The organism is Kluyvera sp. STS39-E (genome assembly GCF_040932435.1).
GTDB lineage: Bacteria > Pseudomonadota > Gammaproteobacteria > Enterobacterales > Enterobacteriaceae > Kluyvera.
This window is the reverse complement of the sequence record NZ_JBFQGA010000001.1, coordinates 655,655-673,065: the sequence shown is the minus strand read 5'-3', so window position 1 is coordinate 673,065 and position 17,411 is coordinate 655,655. Positions and strand designations below refer to the sequence as shown.

General features: G+C 57.4%; 13 protein-coding genes. 4 read left to right on the top strand and 9 right to left on the bottom strand.

Annotated elements, in window-relative coordinates; genetic code table 11:
• Window positions 1–8 precede the first annotated feature (8 nt).
• The 3 genes from AB4K05_RS03210 to mltB form a co-directional block, all read right to left on the bottom strand.
• Window positions 9–872 carry a metal ABC transporter permease gene (locus AB4K05_RS03210; protein ID WP_368478567.1) on the bottom strand — a complete coding sequence of 288 codons (864 nt, stop codon included), beginning with the start codon at window positions 870–872 and terminating at the stop codon, window positions 9–11.
• Window positions 869–1,579: a metal ABC transporter ATP-binding protein gene (locus AB4K05_RS03205; protein WP_368478566.1), complete on the bottom strand. Its 711-nt coding sequence runs from the start codon at window positions 1,577–1,579 to the stop codon at window positions 869–871. The genes AB4K05_RS03210 and AB4K05_RS03205 overlap by 4 nt, the downstream gene beginning before the upstream one ends.
• Before the next feature lie 194 nt (window positions 1,580–1,773).
• The gene (gene mltB / locus AB4K05_RS03200) at window positions 1,774–2,844 is read right to left on the bottom strand and encodes a lytic murein transglycosylase B (protein WP_368478565.1); all 1,071 of its coding nucleotides are present in this window, start codon (window positions 2,842–2,844) and stop codon (window positions 1,774–1,776) included.
• 203 nt (window positions 2,845–3,047) lie between these two features.
• Here mltB and gutQ point away from each other — a divergent pair, with 203 nt between their 5' ends.
• Window positions 3,048–4,013 (top strand): arabinose-5-phosphate isomerase GutQ, encoded by a 966-nt coding sequence (gutQ, locus tag AB4K05_RS03195; RefSeq protein ID WP_368478564.1) that lies wholly within the window; start codon window positions 3,048–3,050, stop codon window positions 4,011–4,013.
• Here gutQ and norR read toward each other — a convergent pair.
• Window positions 4,010–5,530: a nitric oxide reductase transcriptional regulator NorR gene (norR, locus tag AB4K05_RS03190; RefSeq protein ID WP_368478563.1), complete on the bottom strand. Its 1,521-nt coding sequence runs from the start codon at window positions 5,528–5,530 to the stop codon at window positions 4,010–4,012. The two genes, gutQ and norR, sit on opposite strands and share 4 nt — an antisense overlap.
• Window positions 5,531–5,717: 187 nt before the next feature.
• Here norR and norV point away from each other — a divergent pair, with 187 nt between their 5' ends.
• The gene (gene norV, locus AB4K05_RS03185) at window positions 5,718–7,166 is read left to right on the top strand and encodes an anaerobic nitric oxide reductase flavorubredoxin (protein ID WP_368478562.1); all 1,449 of its coding nucleotides are present in this window, start codon (window positions 5,718–5,720) and stop codon (window positions 7,164–7,166) included.
• Window positions 7,163–8,296 carry an NADH:flavorubredoxin reductase NorW gene (norW, locus tag AB4K05_RS03180; protein ID WP_368478561.1) on the top strand — a complete coding sequence of 378 codons (1,134 nt, stop codon included), beginning with the start codon at window positions 7,163–7,165 and terminating at the stop codon, window positions 8,294–8,296. Before norV ends, norW begins: the two co-directional genes overlap by 4 nt.
• Window positions 8,297–8,528: 232 nt before the next feature.
• Here the strand turns inward: norW and AB4K05_RS03175 are convergent, their stop codons facing one another.
• The 5 genes from AB4K05_RS03175 to AB4K05_RS03155 form a co-directional block, all read right to left on the bottom strand.
• On the bottom strand, window positions 8,529–9,545 hold the full coding sequence (locus tag AB4K05_RS03175) for a HoxN/HupN/NixA family nickel/cobalt transporter (protein WP_368478560.1): 1,017 nt from the start codon (window positions 9,543–9,545) through the stop codon (window positions 8,529–8,531).
• A 10-nt stretch (window positions 9,546–9,555) separates the two neighbouring features.
• Window positions 9,556–11,775, bottom strand: coding sequence for a carbamoyltransferase HypF (gene hypF / locus AB4K05_RS03170; RefSeq protein ID WP_368478559.1), 2,220 nt, complete (start codon window positions 11,773–11,775; stop codon window positions 9,556–9,558).
• Between the two features lie 6 nt (window positions 11,776–11,781).
• Complete coding sequence (gene fdhF / locus AB4K05_RS03165) at window positions 11,782–13,932, bottom strand: formate dehydrogenase subunit alpha (RefSeq protein WP_368478558.1); 2,151 nt, start codon at window positions 13,930–13,932, stop codon at window positions 11,782–11,784.
• Window positions 13,933–13,968: 36 nt separating this feature from the next.
• Window positions 13,969–14,514, bottom strand: a complete 546-nt coding sequence (gene hydN / locus AB4K05_RS03160) for an electron transport protein HydN (RefSeq protein ID WP_368478557.1) — start codon at window positions 14,512–14,514, stop codon at window positions 13,969–13,971.
• Between the two features lie 146 nt (window positions 14,515–14,660).
• A complete protein-coding gene (locus tag AB4K05_RS03155; protein WP_368478556.1) occupies window positions 14,661–15,674 on the bottom strand; it encodes a LacI family DNA-binding transcriptional regulator in 1,014 nt (337 codons plus the stop codon).
• A 264-nt stretch (window positions 15,675–15,938) separates the two neighbouring features.
• Between AB4K05_RS03155 and ascF the strand changes: the two genes are divergently transcribed.
• Window positions 15,939–17,396, top strand: a complete 1,458-nt coding sequence (gene ascF / locus AB4K05_RS03150; RefSeq protein ID WP_368478555.1) for a PTS cellobiose/arbutin/salicin transporter subunit IIBC — start codon at window positions 15,939–15,941, stop codon at window positions 17,394–17,396.
• Window positions 17,397–17,411 lie beyond the last annotated feature (15 nt).

Sequence of the window (17,411 nt, the reverse complement as noted above, 5' to 3'; positions counted from 1 at the left end):
CTTTCCCCTCATCCCATTAATTTTCGCCAGCCAACGGTCAACCGGCTATACGTGCCAAAAAATACCGAAACAAAAAAGACGCCGCTGGCGGTGAGGACGATAGAGGGCCCGGCGGGCAAGTTTGCCCCCCACGACAGACTCAGCCCCAGCCAAGCGCAGACGCTGCCTATGATTGCCGCCAGCAGTAAAATAACGGGCAGCGTTCTCGCCCAGCAGCGCGCCGCAATCGCCGGAAGCATCATCACGCCAACGGCCATCAGCGTGCCCAAGACCTGAAACCCGGCGACCAGATTAAGCACCAGCAACGAGAGGAACAGACCGTGCAGCAGTGCTGGCAACCAGCGGGCATTAACCTGCAACCACGCGCTGTCGAACGCTTCACTGACCAACCCGCGATAAAACAGCGCCATACAGATGAGTGTGAGGCTGGCAACGCCCGTCACAAACAGCGCCGCATCGTTATCCACCGCCAGAATAGAACCAAACAGCAGATGCAGGAGGTCTACGCTTGAACCACGCAGAGAGACCAGCGTGACGCCCAGCGCCAGCGAGCCAAGGTAAAAACCGGCAAAACTGGCATCTTCTTTAAGCGGCGTGCGGCGACTCACCCACCCCGCCACCAGCGCCACGATAATTCCAGCAATAAACCCGCCGACGGTCATCGCCAACAGCGACATCCCGCTAACTAAGTAACCGACCGCGACGCCGGGCAAAATGGCGTGTGACAGCGCATCTCCCATCAGGCTCATCCGCCGCAGCAGCAAAAAGACGCCCAGCATCGTGGTGCTTAAAGAGAGCGCAAGGCAGACCACCAGCGCCCGACGCATAAAACCGAACTCAATAAACGGTTGAAAGAAGGTATGCCAGATCATGCTTGCCTCACGGATTGAAACGACGCAAGCACGTCGGTGGTGTGCCCCCAACTGGCATTTTTTGGCGTCAATAGCAGCGTTTCTGGGAAATACTCCGCCACGCGTTGATTATCATGTAGCACCGCCAGCACGGTTTGTCCGCGCTGATGCATCTCTTGAATCACGTCCATCAGATCGTGGCTGGTCGCTTCATCAATGCCGGTAAAAGGTTCATCCAGCATCACCAGTGGCGCGCGCTGCACCAGTACGCGGGCAAATAACATGCGCTGGAACTGGCCGCCGGATAGCGCCTCGATTGGCGATTTTGCAAGCGCCGCCAGCCCAACTCGAACAAGCGCGGCGTGAATACGCTCGCGGACGTCAGCAGAAAGGCCACGCAGCAACGAAGCCCTCGGCCACGCCCCTTGGCTCACCACATCCAGCACCGTCAACGGAAACTGCGACTCCAGCGCATGACGCTGCGCCAGCCAGCCAATCACCGGGCGCGACGACGACCAGCGGACGGCTCCGCTGACGGGAGGAATAAAGCCCGCCAAGGTCTTTAACAGCGTGGATTTACCGCAGCCATTGAGTCCGACAATCGCCGTCATGCTGCCTTTCGGAATGGTGCCGCTCAATGAGGGCGTGATTGCCATCCCTTCATAGCCCGCCACTAGGTTATCCAGTTCAATCATGGCAGCGCTACCGCCCACCAGACCGCCAGCCACAGCAGCAGCAACAACGCGCAAGCCATCGCTAGCCGCGTTAGGGCTGACGCCATAAAAACAGGAATCAACATTTTCGCCTCATTGTATTATGTTATAACGTAACAATATGGGATTAACGCGATGATGTAAACGGCAGGAAATGATGCAAAATGTAACGAACGCCTCTCCGGATCAGAGAGGCGTGAAGGAAGGACTTACTGCCCGCGAGCCTGAGATACCGACAGCCCAAGCTGCCAAACGGCCATCGCATAATGGGTGCTGTGGTTGTAGCGGGTGATAGTGTAGAAGTTCGGCAAGCCGTACCAGTACTGGTATCCGGTACCGATATCCAGGCGCAGCAAACTGGCCTGCTGATGGTTGCCCAGCGACTGCATTGGGGTTAATCCCGCTGCCGCCAACTGCGATACGCTGTATTTGGTTTTAAAACCGTTATCCAGCCCTGGAGCTTGGCCCATCGCCTGCACCGCCACGGTATCACCCGGCACCCAGCCATGCTGTTTGAAATAGTTCGCTACGCTGCCAATGGCATCTTCCGGATCCCACAGGTTGATATGACCATCGCCGTTGAAATCCACCGCATATTGACGATAAGAGGACGGCATAAACTGTCCGTAACCCATCGCCCCGGCAAACGAGCCTTTCAGATCCAGCGGATCGTCTTTCTCATCGCGCGCCATCAACAGGAAGGTTTCCAACTCACCGGAGAAGTAAGCGGCGCGACGCGGGTAGTTGAAGGAGAGCGTCGCCAGCGCATCGAGGATGCGAGTTTTGCCCATCACCCGGCCCCAGCGGGTTTCAACGCCGATAATCCCGACGATGATTTCCGGCGGTACGCCATAAACCTGCTGCGCGCGCTGTAACGCGGCCTGATGCTGGTTCCAGAAAGCAACGCCGTTTTGCACGTTATCCGGAGTAATAAACTGTTTGCGATAACGCAGCCAAGCACCGTTCGGGCCGGTCGGTGGCAGACCGGTTGGTGCTTGTCTATCCATCAAGCGTAAAACGTAATCCAGACGCTTGGCCTGCGAGAGAATTTCGTGCAGCTGCTGTCGGTCAAATCCGTGCTTGCTCACCATCTTATCGATGAACTGCTCTGCCGCCGGATTATTGGCAAAATCACCGGTCGGAATCAACGCATTATGCTGGGGTTCAAGAAGAAAACCGCCGGAGGTAGTTGCCGGTGATTCAGCCGTTTTCGGCTTGCTGCTACAGGCAGCGAGCAGGACACACAGAGGGAGTAAAGCCAGAACGCGACGCTTCAACATGAGACTTCCATTTAACAATATCAGCAAGAGTTAAATATGGTAAAGCATCCGCCGCTACACAAGGAAGCACTGGAAGGGCTTGCGGCAAAAAAAACTCTTCACACGTCCTATCCATGACCCAATCGATACTCTAATGGGGCGTTATGCTTTATCATCGCCGCGCAAAACTGGACCGTTTGACGCGCTAATTATCGGAGAAAGTCATGAGTGATTTTTTGTTAGAGGCCGGGCGTAAGGCTCTGTTGCTAGAACTGCAGGAAGCGAGCCGCCTTCCCGACCGTCTTGACGAGACCTTTGTTCAGGCCGCCAACGCCGTGCTGAACTGCAAAGGCAAACTGATCGTATCCGGGATGGGCAAATCCGGTCATATTGGCAAAAAACTGGCGGCAACCTTCGCCAGCACCGGCACCCCGGCTTTCTTTGTTCACCCGGCAGAAGCGCTGCACGGTGACTTAGGCATGGTGGAAAGCCGCGACGTGATGCTGTTTATTTCCTACTCCGGCGGCGCGAAAGAGCTCGATCACATCATTCCTCGCCTGAAAGAAAAATCCGTCGTACTGCTGGCGATGACCGGCAAAGCCAACTCTCCGTTGGCGCTGGCGGCGGATGCCGTACTGGATATTGCCGTCGAACGTGAAGCCTGCCCGATGCACCTTGCGCCAACCTCCAGCACCGTCAACACACTGATGCTCGGTGACGCGCTGGCTATCGCCGTGATGCAGGCTCGTGGCTTTAATGAAGAAGATTTTGCCCGCTCTCACCCGGCTGGCGCGCTCGGCGCTCGGCTGCTAAACCGCGTGCATCATCTGATGCGCCAAGGGGAAGAGACGCCACAGGTGACCATCCACGCAAGCGTTATGGATGCGATGCTAGAACTCAGCCGCACCGGAATGGGCATGGTCGCCGTCTGCGACGACCGCGCACGGGTACAGGGGATTTTCACCGATGGCGACCTGCGTCGCTGGCTGGTCGGCGGCGGTACGCTGGCTGATAACGTGACAGCCGCCATGACCAAAGGCGGCGTCACGCTTAACGATCAGGCTCGCGCGCTGGATGCCAAAGAACAGCTGATGAAGCTGAAAATTAGCGCCGCACCGGTGGTTGATGAAAACCACCGACTGGTCGGCGCGATTAACCTGCAGAATTTCTACCAGGCCGGGATACTTTAATTCTTCAGCCCCAGACGCTTCGCCAACCGATGCAGGTTGGCGACGTCTGTCTCCAGTGCCCGCGCGCTCGCCGCCCAGTTGTGCTGGTGCGCATCCAGCGCATTGCGGATCATCTCCCGCTGAAAATGTTCGGTGGATTCACGCAAATTGTTAGCCACAGCAATTGGCGCTGGTGCCTGTGCAGCCGCCGTGTTCGCCGTCCCTTCTTGAAAGGCAAAATGCTGCACTTCCAGTACCACATCGCCGCCGCTGCGGGCCGCTCGCGCCAGCACCACCGCGCGATGAATCGCATGTTCCAACTCGCGCACATTCCCCGGCCAACCATAGTGCTGCAAATGCGTCCGCGCCTGCGCGCTGAGCACCACCTGCGATAGTCCCAGGCGTAAACGGCACTGCTCGCAGAAATAGCCGGCCAGCAGCACCACGTCATCGCCACGCTCGCGCAGCGCCGGCACCGAAAGCGGGAACACGCTCAGACGGTGGAACAAATCGGCGCGGAAGTTGCCCGCCAGTACTTCTTCGCGCAGGTCGCGGTTAGTGGCCGCCAGCACGCGCACGTCAACGCGCAGGCTGCGGTCGTCGCCCACGCGCTGAATATCGCCATATTGCAGCACGCGCAGCAGTTTGGCCTGCAGCGCCAGCGACAGCTCACCAATTTCATCAAGGAACAGCGTGCCGTTATCGGCCATTTCAAACTTGCCGCTGCGGTTGCTAATGGCCCCGGTAAACGCCCCCTTCACGTGACCAAACAGTTCGCTTTCGGCCACGCTTTCCGGCAGCGCCGCGCAGTTGAGGTACACCAGCGGGCTGACCGCGCGCGGTGAGCCTTCATGAATAGCCTTCGCCACCAGCTCTTTCCCAGTGCCGGTTTCGCCACTTATCAGCACGTTAAGGTCGGACGCCGCAACAATCTCAATCTCTTTTTTGAGTTGCATCATGCCCGGCGACAAGCCAATCATCTGCGTCTCTTTCACCTGTTCGAAATCGTTCGTCGAACCGGGCAGCATATTTTGGCTTTCAAGCTGTTCAATCAGCAGCGCATTGCTCAGCGCCCCCGCCGCCAGCGCGGCAATCAGTCGCAGCTCTTCATTACTGAACACGTCGAACTGATCCGGCGACATGCCGTCCAGCGTCAACGCGCCAATCAGGCTCTGCCCGGCAAATAGCGGCAGACCGATACAGGCGTGCACCTTCAGGCTCTCCTGACCGGGGATTAGACCATCGTAAGGATCGGGCAAATCGCTGTCGGCGGGAAAGCGCACCACGTCCCCGGCGCGCGCAATCGCTTCAAGCCGTGGATGCCCTTCAAGTGTAAACCGGCGACCAAGCACGTCTTTGGCAAGACCATCGATGGCAAGCGGAATAAACTGCCGCGCGTCATAGCGCAGCAGCGCTGAAGCATCGCACTCCAACACTTGGCGCAGCGTGGTGATAAGCCGCTGAAAACGGTCCTGGTGACCGACGCCGCGCTGTAATTCAATGGCAATTCCCGCTAACACCTCAACCGAAAAACTCATGGTAACCTCACAGTCATTTTGACAATGCATGATGTCATATTGACAATATTAATCATAGTCGTTTTGACTAACAAAAAAGAGGTGTAAATTAATTAATCTTTATATATTAACGAGTTAAAAAGTTGGCACGCGACCTGCAATAAGACAACCATCTAAATTGAAAAACGCTGAATTAATTGAGGTTGCTATGTCTATTCTGGTTAAAAATAACATTCATTGGGTTGGCCAACGTGATTGGGAAGTACGTGATTTCCACGGGACTGAATACAAAACCCTGCGCGGCAGCAGCTACAACAGCTACCTTATCCGTGAAGAGAAAAACGTCCTGATCGATACCGTTGACCACAAATTCAGCCGTGAATTCGTGCAGAACCTGCGCGGCGAAATCGACCTTGCCGACATCGACTACATCATCATTAACCACGCGGAAGAAGATCACGCCGGGGCGCTGACCGAACTGATGGCGCAGATCCCAGACACACCAATCTACTGCACCGCCAACGCCATTGACTCCATCAACGGCCACCACCACCATCCTGAGTGGAACTTCAACGTGGTGAAAACCGGCGACTCGCTGGATATCGGCAACGGCAAAAAACTGATCTTCGTCGAAACGCCAATGCTGCACTGGCCTGACAGCATGATGACCTACATGACCGGCGACGCGGTGCTGTTCAGCAACGACGCCTTCGGCCAACACTACTGCGACGAACGCCTGTTCAACGACGAAGTAGACCAGACCGAACTGTTCGAACAGTGCCAACGCTACTACGCCAACATCCTGACGCCGTTCAGCCGCTTGGTCACACCAAAAATCACCGAGATCCTCGGCTTCAACCTGCCGGTTGACATGATTGCCACCTCACACGGCGTGGTATGGCGCGACAACCCAACGCAAATCGTTGAACTGTACCTGAAATGGGCGGCCGACTATCAAGAAGACCGTATCACCATTTTCTACGACACTATGTCCAACAACACCCGCATGATGGCGGACGCCATTGCCCAGGGCATCAACGAAGTTGACCCGAACGTGGCGGTGAAAATCTTCAACGTCGCTCGCAGCGATAAAAACGAAATCCTCACCAACGTCTTCCGTTCTAAAGGCGTGCTGGTCGGCACCTCAACCATGAACAACGTGATGATGCCGAAAATTGCAGGCCTGGTGGAAGAGATAACCGGTTTACGTTTTCGTAATAAACGCGCCAGCGCCTTTGGCTCTCACGGCTGGAGCGGCGGCGCGGTAGACCGCCTGTCAACGCGTTTGCAGGATGCGGGTCTGGAAATGTCCCTGAGCCTGAAAGCGAAATGGCGTCCAGATATCGACGCGCTGGAAGTGTGCCGTCAGCACGGTCGTGAAATCGCCCGCCAGTGGGCGCTTGCACCGCTGCCGGAAGCCAGTCAAGCGACCGCTGCCGTAAAAGAAGCCTGCGCCTGTGCCGCAGCGGCGGCAGCCGACCTTGGCCCAAGTATGCAGTGCAGCGTTTGCCAATGGGTTTACGATCCTGCGAAAGGTGAGCCAAATCAGGACGTTCAACCAGGCACGCCGTGGAGCGAAGTGCCGGATAACTTCCTGTGCCCAGAATGTTCATTAGGCAAAGACGTGTTCGACGTGATGGCGACGGAGGCAAAATGAATCATGGCATCGTAATCGTTGGCTCGGGCTTCGCCGCCCGCCAACTGGTGAAAAACATCCGTAAGCTGGATGCGAGCGTCAAACTGACGCTTATCGCCGCCGACAGTATCGACGAATACAACAAACCCGATTTAAGCCACGTGGTGAGCCGGGGGCAGACCGCCGCCGACCTCACCTTGCAAACTGCCGGCGAATTCGCCGAGCAGTACAACCTGAATCTGTTCCCGCAGACATGGGTCACCGGCATCGACGCGGCGGCGCACGTGGTGAACAGCCAGAATCAGCAGTGGCAGTACGACAAGCTGGTGTTGGCGACGGGCGCTTCGGCTATCGTGCCGCCCATTCCCGGCAAAGAGCTGATGCTGACTCTCAACAGCCAACAGGAATTCGGCGCCGCGCAAAGCACGCTGCGCGATGCCCAACGGGTGCTGATTATCGGCGGCGGGCTGATTGGCAGCGAGCTGGCGATGGACTTTTGTCGTGCCGGTAAAGCGGTCACCGTGGTGGATAACTCCGCTAGCGTGCTGGCCTCATTAATGCCACCAGAAGTGAGCAGTCGTCTACAGCATCGTCTGACCGACATGGGGATTCACCTGCTGCTGAAAAGCCAACTGCAATCGCTGGAGCAGACCGCCACCGGCATTCGTGCCAGCTTCGACCGCCATCGTCACATTGAGGTGGACGCGGTCGTCGCAGCCACCGGCCTGCGTCCGGAAACGGCGCTGGCGCGGATGGCAGGCGTTGAGATCAATCGCGGCGTTAAGGTCGATAGTACCCTGCAAACCAGCAACCCGGATATTTACGCGCTGGGCGACTGCGCGGAGATCAACGGCGCGGTGATGCCGTTCCTACAACCGATTTTGATGAGCGCTATGTGCTTGGCGAAAAATCTTCTCGGCAATCCTGGTGAGCTGAAGCTACCGAATATGCTGGTGAAGGTGAAAACGCCGGATCTGCCGCTGCATTTAGCGGGCGAAACCCGCCGCCAGGATCTGCAATGGATTATTGAAACCCGCGCCGACGGTATGCTGGCGCAGGGCTACGACGAAGGCCAGAAACTGCGGGCGTTTGTCGTTAGCGAAGAGCGAATGAAAGAAGCGTTTGGTTTGCTGAAATCCCTCGTCAGCTAAACTGTCAACTCTCTGTCCACTGTCTGACGTAACCTCACGCGCAGGGAAGCGCGAATGTCGGATTTTTTGCCCCGCTGCCCCGGGGCTTTTTTTTGTGCGTCCTCTGCCAACGTTCGCCTGATGGCGCTTCGCTTATCAGGCCTACAAACGAATGATGAGCCGGATAAGGCGATTACGCCGCCATCCGGCAGCGCAGACGTAGGCCGGATAAGCGAAGCGCCATCCGGCAATATTACCGCACCACCAGCGCGTCATATTTCCGCCAACGGTAGTTAACCATCGACACCAGCCAGCACAGCGCAAACAGCCCAATCACCACAAACCCCGCGTTGCCGAGGTTATCACTGAGCAGCGCCACGTCGCTCCACACCCCGCCGGTCAGGCCAAATTTATCCATAATCAGCCCCAGCGCTTCCAGCCCGCCGATAAATAGCGCCACCACCACCGACGCGCCGGTAATGGTCATATTGTAATAGAGCTTGCGCTGCGGTTTATTGAACGCCCAACCGTAAGCGCCAACCATCAAAATATTGTCGAGCGTGTCGACCAGCGCCATACCGCTAGCAAACAGCGCCGGGAATACCATAATCGACCACATCGACATCCCGCTTGACGCACTGGCAGCGGAAATCCCCAGCACGCCGATTTCGGTGGCGGTATCAAACCCCAGACCAAACAGGAAACCAACCAAGTACATGTGCCAGCTTTTGCCGATTAAACGGAAAGTGCGGCTGAATAACGCGCTCATCAAGCCGCCTGTCACCGGGGCATCTGCCGCCACCGGCTCACCGTTTTTCAGCGCCTGGAAGCTGCGCCATACGCCGCGCAAAATCACCAAGTTGACCAATGCCATCGCCAGCAGGAACACCGCCGACACCGCTGTACCAATAATGCTGCCGGTATCGTGGAACCAGCTCATCTTATGCTGGAACGCGGTAGCCGTGGCAGCAATGGCCACCGATGCTAGCACCACGATGGAGGAGTGGCCGAGCGAGAACCACGCCCCGACACCGAAGGGACGTTTACCCTGCTGCATCATTTTGCGGGTCACGTTATCAATCGCCGCAATATGGTCAGCATCCACCGCGTGACGCAGGCCGTAGCCCCACGCCAGCAGGCTGGCGGCCATCAGCGCACCGTTATGACCAAACGCCCGCCACGCCCAGCCCCACGCGAGCAGGTTCGCCACCAGCAAAACCAGCACCAGCGCAGCCGCACGCGGCTGCAGACGTTGCCTATTCCACAACATGAGTCACTCCTTAAAGCCGGGCCGCCGCAATCACGGCCTGCCCATATGAAATTGCCCCATCCCCGGCGGGTAAACGCTTAGGAAAGAGCAAGGTGAAATCGTCGAGATAGTGTGTCAGGCGAGCCCGAAGCAGTGCGTTGTGTAGCACGCCGCCGCCAAACGCTAAGGTGGAAATGCTGTCCTGCTCCGCATAGTGACGCATTAACGTCGCCACGCCGTGCGCCAGCGCATCGTGAAAGGCCCAAGCTTTCTCGGCGGGCGTTGCCTGCCAGCGCAGCCAGCTTAGCCAGAAGGCCGCGAGGTCAAGATGATTGTCCTGCACCGGCATCACCACCGGATGCGTGACGCCGTGGCAGGTTGACGCCAGCGCCTCAAGGCGACACGCGGCTTCCCCTTCGTAGCTTAGCGCGGTTGGCGCGCAATCAAGTGCGCAGGCCACCGCGTCAAACAGTCGGCCACAGGAGGAAGCCTGCGGACTGTTCAACCCACGGGATATCGCTTTTTCCAGCAGCGACCAGTTTTGTTGGCGCAACGTCTGCGTTTGTGCATACGTCGTCCATTCGGGGACAAAGGCCAGACAGTGCGCCAGCAGATTACGCCACGGCTGACGCGCCGCCAGATCGCCACCCGGCAGCGCCACCGCAGGCAGCCCGCCAAGATGTTCGCAGTGGCGATAGCTGACGCGCAGACATTCACCGCCCCACAGCGCGCCATTCTCGCCCATGCCAATACCATCAAGCGCCATCGCAATCACCTCGCCGCCGTCCAGCGGCCAGTCATGCTCAGCGAGACAGGCCGCAATATGCGCATGGTGATGCAGTACGCGCTGCACCGGCAGGCCGCTGTCCGTCGCCCAGCGGGAGGCGCGATAACCGTCATGAAAATCAGCGACTACCGCCTGCGGAGTAAAGTCGTAGATGGCCTGCATAAGACGCAGCGCCTGCTGCCACTGGTGCTCGACGCCGTCATCGGTCAAATCGCCAAAGTGCTGGCTGAGCACCACTTGATCTCCGCGCACTAGGCTGAAGGTATTTTTCATGTCCGCGCCAAGGCACAGCAGCGGCGGAACGTCGTGGAAACCCGGCGGCAGCGGCAGCGCATCCGGCACATAGCCACGGGAGCGGCGCAGCATTTCACCGCTCTGGCGCACCACTGAATCGTCCATACGCTGGACGATGTCGCGGTTATGCAGCAGGAAGCCATCGGCAATCTCGGCCAAATCGTCCAGCGCCTGTGCGTTGGTCAGCGCCGGGGGCTTGCCGCTCAGATTGCCGGAGGTCATCACCAGCGGACGCGCCAGCGCCTGCATCAGCAGATGCTGGAGCGGGTTGGCGGGTAACATCACGCCCACTTCCGCAAGCATCGGCGCAATATCGTCACACAGGCCGTGAACCCGGGATTTATCCACCAGCACAATAGGCGCGGCCGGCGTGGTCAGCAGAGATGCAGCCTCCAGCGGCAGCCCACTGGCGTTCGGCAACATAACCGCCAGCGGCTTAGCCGGGCGATTCTTGCGCACACGAAGCCGTGCGACCGCCGGTGCATGACCGGCGTCGCAGGCCAAATGAAAACCGCCCACGCCTTTCACCGCCACAATGCCACCGGCATCCAACATGGCGATGGCCGCCTGAAGGGCCGCCTCTTTTTCAGCGCGATGCTCGCCGTTTTTCCAGGTTAGCCACGGCCCGCATTCGGCACAGGCCACTGGCTGAGCGTGGAAACGACGGTCGGCTGGATGGCGGTATTCCGCCTCGCAGGCCGGACACAGCGGAAACGCCGCCATCACCGTCAGCGGCCGGTCGTACGGCATGGCGTTGATGATGGTGAAGCGCGGCCCGCAGTGGGTGCAGTTGATAAACGGATAGCGGTAGCGCCGCTCATCCGGGTCGTTCATCTCCGCGAGGCAGGCCGGGCAGGTTGCTGCGTCCGGGACAATTTGCGTACTCATCGCCCCGGCACCGCTCTCACGAATCACAAAATCACTGGGTATCGCCGGCCAGTTAAACGGCTCGACGTGGGTACTATCAATGCGCGCAAGCGGCGGGCAATGCTGGTACAGCGCGGCGATAAAATCCGCATCATCGCCATACAGGCGGACCAGCACCCCGGCGCTGTCGTTACAGACATCACCCAAACGCAGGCCTAGTTTCGCTTGTTGCCAGACAAAGGGGCGGAAGCCCACCCCCTGAACTTTGCCGCAGATACGGATCTGCACACCGTTTGCACGCATTCTCTGTTACCCGCTCACCGCCACTTTCAGACGCGTTTTCATCGACTGATAGCTTTCTTGAGCATAGTTTTCGGCCCAGTTCTGATCCTCAATGGCCTCTATCTTCACCGCGCAATATTTGGTTTCCGGCGTTTTGGAGATAGGGTCGAGGTTGTCCTGAGTCAGTTCATTGCAGGCGCCAATCCACCATTGGTAGGTCATATAAACGCTGCCGTGGTTGATACGCTCGCTGACGTTAGCGCGGCTAATGACTTTACCGCGACGAGAGGAAACCCATACAAGCTGCTGGTCACGAACGTTCAACAGCTGCGCATCCGTTGGGTTTATCTGCACAAAGCCTGGCTCATCGGCCAGCGATTGCAGCGCCGCGCAGTTACCGGTCATCGAACGGCACGAATAGTGCCCCACTTCACGCACGGTGCAGAGCACCAGCGGGAAATCGGCATCCGGCACTTCCGCCGGAGCACGCCAAGGTGCAGCAAACAGATGGCCTTTGCCGTCAGGCGTCGCGAACTGGTTGCCTTCATACAGATACTGCGTACCCGGATGATCCAGCGTCGGACACGGCCACTGTACGTGGTCCATTTCACCCATTTTTTCGTAGGTAACGCCGTAGAACAGCGGGCACAGCTCGCGCATTTCGTCCCAGATCTGCTGGTTGTCATCGTAATGCATTGGGTAACCCATCTCGCGGGCTAGCAGACTGATGATTTCCCAGTCACGTTTGACGTTGTAGGTGGGTTCAATCGCTTTTTCAAAACGCTGGAAGCCGCGGTCGGCGCAGGTAAATACACCGCCGTGTTCGCCCCAGGAGGTGGCAGGCAGCAGCACGTCGGCTTGTTCTGCCGTTTTGGTCATAAAGATGTCCTGCACCACCACGAAATCGAGCGCCTCAAAGCCTTTACGCACCAGCCCTAAATCGGCTTCAGTTTGCAGCGGATCTTCGCCCATGATGTAGTAGGCTTTGACCTTACCTTCCAGCGCCAGATGTGGCACTTCAGTAATACGTACGCCGACTTTGTCGTCCATTAGGCTGGCATCAATGCCCCACGCGCGGGCAAATTTCTCGCGCACGGCGGGATCGACAACGTCCTGATAGCCGGGGAACTGATTTGGCAGCACGCCCATGTCGCACGCGCCCTGGACGTTGTTCTGCCCACGAACCGGGCCCACGCCGACGTTTTCACGACCGAGGTTCCCGGTCAGCAGCGCCAGACTTGCTAACCCTTTCACCACGTCAACCGCCTGGCCAAACTGCGTCACACCCATGCCCCACATAATGGTGGCGGACGGAGCTGCGGCGTAGGTACGCATCGCCTGACGAACCTGCTGCGCAGGAATACCGGTCAACTCTTCCACCGCTTCCGGCGCATAGTCTTTAACTACTTCGCGCATTTCATCAAGCCCGGTGGTAAAGCGCGATACGTACTCTTTATCGTAGAGATTCTCTTCTAGCAGCACATGGGCGAAAGCATTCACTAGCGCCATATTGCTACCGTTACGCATCTGCAGATGCTGGTCGGCGATACGCGCGGTTTCAATACGACGCGGATCGCAGACGATAATCTTGGCCCCTTTATCTTTGGCCTTAATGACGCGACGCGCCACGATGGGATGCGAATCCGCACAGTTGTAGCCAAAGACCAGCAGGCAGCGCGAGTTTTCGATATCGCCAATGCTGTTACTCATCGCGCCGTTGCCCAACACATCCTGCAAACCCGCCACCGACGGACCGTGGCACACGCGGGCGCAGCAGTCGACGTTGTTGGTATGCAGCACGCCGCGGGCGAATTTTTGCATCACATAGTTGGTTTCATTGCCGGTACCGCGCGATGACCCGGTGGTCATAATGGCGCGCGGCCCGAATTTGGCTTTGATATCGCCTAGCCGTTTCGCGGTATAGCGAATGGCTTCTTCCCAGCTCACGGGAGTGAATTTGCCGCCCTTTTCATAGCGGATCATGGGCTGCGTCAATCGCGGCGTCAGCAGCTTGGTATCGTTTAAGAAGTCCCAGCCGTAGTAGCCTTTCAGACACAGTTCATTTTGGTTGGTTTTGCCATTAGCCGCTTCGGCGCGGACAATTTTACCGCCATCCACAACCAGCTTCAGCTTACAACCCGCGCCACAGTAAGGGCATACACTCGTGATTTTTTTCATCAGTAACAGACCTGTTAAAAGAGAAATTAAGGGATTTTAAAAAGACAGAGACGTCGCGACATCAAGCGCGGTACGGCGGCGCTTTTCGGCACTCAGTTGCTCAAGCTTGTCGCGATCGACGCAGAACAGCGCATGGGTCGGACAGGCTTCCATGCAGGCCGGGCCCGCTTCGCGGTGGAAACAGAGGTCGCATTTGTTGGCTTCTGCTTTTTCCGCGCGAATTTTCAGCCCAGTGCCGCTGTTACGCACAACCGGACGCACCACCACTTCCATCGCGCCGTACGGGCACGCCACGACGCAGGTTTTACAGCCGATGCAGCGTTCCTGCATGACGTGAATAAACCCTTTATCGCGGATAATTGCCCCGTTCGGGCAGACGTTGGCGCACGGCGCATCTTCGCACTGGCGACAGGCGGTGGCGGTGGAAACATCCATCCCTTTGATAACGTGAATACGCGGCAGGAAAGATTGCGGCGTCAGGGCGGCGCAGTCCTGATCTTCCTGGTGGGAAACCACGCATGCGACTTCGCATGTCCGGCAGCCAATACATTTACTCGCATCAGCAATGATGAAACGGTTCATCAACTTCTCCAGCAATGACAATGAATTGAGCGGGAGAATGCATTAATCGAGCCAACTTTTATGAGGCTGATTTACAAGGATTATTTGGAAAGATGACGGCGGGGAGAGGCTGTCATCGTCATTAGTGACGATGACAGCTGACGAGATCAGGCGTGCGGGCCGGCATGAATAGAATCGCGCTCAATCAGCTCGCCGGGGAAGGTTTGTTGATAGGTAAAGTCACCGCCATCGAGCATAAAAATCAGCCGGTTAATGGTCTCTTTAATCATCTCGGTCACCGGGATACGCACGCTGGATAGCGACGGGATCATATACGGGGCCAGAGCAATATCATCAAAACCAATGACCGAAACCTGCTGCGGAACGCCGACGCCGTGGGCATGCAGGCGTTTTATCGCCCCTACCGCCATATCGTCATTGCTGCACACCAGCGCGCTAAAGTTCACCCCGCGCTCGCGAAGCCTGTCCACGCCAGCGGCACCGGTGGCGGGCGTCCATCGCCCTTCGACAATCAGTTCGTCACGCAGCAAAATGCCGTGTTTTGCGAGGGCATCCTTATAGCCGGAAAGACGTTCAATGCCGGTAGGTGAGTCCAGTGAACCGGTGATAAAAGCGATATCGCGATGACCGCGGGCAATGAGCTTTTCCACCGCCTGTTGGCTCGCCGCTTTTTGATCGCAATAAACGCAGTGACTGCTGTTTCGGCGAAGTCGACGGTTAATCACCAGCACCGGTTGCTGCTGCTGCCCGATAATCTCGTCAATTTCGTCGACGCTTAAAAAACGCGGATAAATAATGATGCCGTCACAGCGCAGATCGAGCAGGTACTGAATCGCCTCCCGCTCCTCTTGGGCGCTGTGTTTGCCATCGGCAAGAATCAGCCGCCTCCCCTGCGCTTCCGTCATGCTCGCGGCATGAAACAGCAACTCGCTGAAGTAAACGCCGTGATAAAGCGTGTTAGTGACCACCAGTCCCAGCGTCTGCGTCTTTTTGGTCGCCAAGTTGCGCGCCAGCAGATTCGGCCGATAGCCGCTCTCCTCAATCGCCAAAAACACCCGGTCTTTGGTTTCTTGGCTGGTATAACCGTTGCCCGACAGCACCCGGGAGACCGTGGCTTTCGACACGCCCGCTCGTCGCGCCACTTCCAGCATCGTGGTCATTATTTAAATCCTTGAGAAATCATTTGCCAGCAGTGTACTTCACCATTTGGCGATTTTCAGCAACTGCGCAAACGGCCAATATTTCGCCATGATTATTTCGTGTGATCGGTTTCACGAATTGCCTAAAAATAAAAATTTTATCTTGAGATCATAAAATAAACACAAGATTATTATGTGGAACCGGTTTCCTATACAGCGTTTCATGCCCGCGAGATCCCCGGCGATGGGCGAAAGTACCCTACTGATAAAACAGGATAAAATCCGATGTCTAAAAATTATGCGGCTCTGGCGCAATCTGTCGTCGGCGCACTTGGCGGCGTGGAAAACATCACCGCCGTCACCCATTGCATGACCCGTCTGCGCTTTGTGCTGAAAGACGAAACGCAGGTGGATAGCGCAACCCTCAAAGGCATCAGCGGCGTGATGGGCGTGGTGCGTAACGACAACCAGTGCCAAGTTATTATTGGCAACACCGTCTCACAGGCCTTCCGCGAAGTGGTGAGCCTGCTGCCGGGCGATATGCAGCCTGCCGCGCCGATTGGGAAACCGAAACTCACTTTCAGACGCATTGGCGCGGGGATCCTCGACGCACTGATCGGCACCATGTCACCGCTGATCCCGGCCATTATCGGCGGATCGATGGTTAAACTGCTGGCGATGATCCTCGAGATGACAGGCGTGCTGCCAAAAGGCGCACCGACGCTCACTATCTTGACTGTCATTGGCGACGGCGCGTTCTTCTTCCTGCCGCTGATGGTGGCAGCTTCCGCCGCCGTGAAATTCAAAACCAATATGTCACTGGCTATCGCCATTGCGGGCGTGCTGGTGCATCCGAGCTTTATCGAGTTGATGGCGAAAGCCGCTCAGGGCGAGCACGTTGAGTTTGCCTATATTCCGGTGACCGCGGTGAAATACACCTACACGGTGATCCCGGCGCTGGTAATGACCTGGTGCCTGTCGTACATCGAGCGTTGGGTCGATAAAATCACGCCGGCGGTGACGAAAAACTTCCTCAAACCAATGCTTATCGTGCTGATTGCCGCGCCGTTGGCGATCTTACTGATCGGCCCTATCGGCATCTGGATCGGCAGCGCTATTTCTTCGCTGGTCTACACCATTCACGGCTACCTCGGCTGGCTGTCTGTCGCCATTATGGGCGCGCTGTGGCCGCTGCTGGTGATGACCGGGATGCACCGCGTATTTACGCCAACTATCATTCAGACCATTGCCGAAACCGGAAAAGAAGGGATGGTGATGCCGTCTGAAATTGGCGCCAACCTGTCGCTGGGCGGTTCGTCGCTGGCGGTGGCGTGGAAAACCAAAAACCCGGAGCTGCGTCAAACCGCACTGGCCGCGGCGGCCTCAGCCATTTTGGCCGGTATTTCCGAGCCTGCGCTGTACGGCGTCGCCATTCGTCTTAAGCGTCCGCTGATTGCCAGCCTGATTAGCGGCTTTGTCTGCGGCGGTATTGCCGGTGCCGTCGGTCTTGCCAGCCATTCCATGGCCGCACCTGGGCTTTTCACCAGCGTGCAGTTCTTCGATCCCGCCAACCCGATGACCATCGTCTGGGTATTCGGCGTGATGGCGCTGGCGGTGGTGCTGTCATTCGTGCTGACGCTGCTGCTTGGCTTTGAGGATATCCCGGTTGAAGAGGCCGCCGCCACGGCGCGCAAGCATCAGGCTGCTAAGCCTGCCGGTATCACTGCCACACAAATTTCCTGATTTTTTAAACGAGGT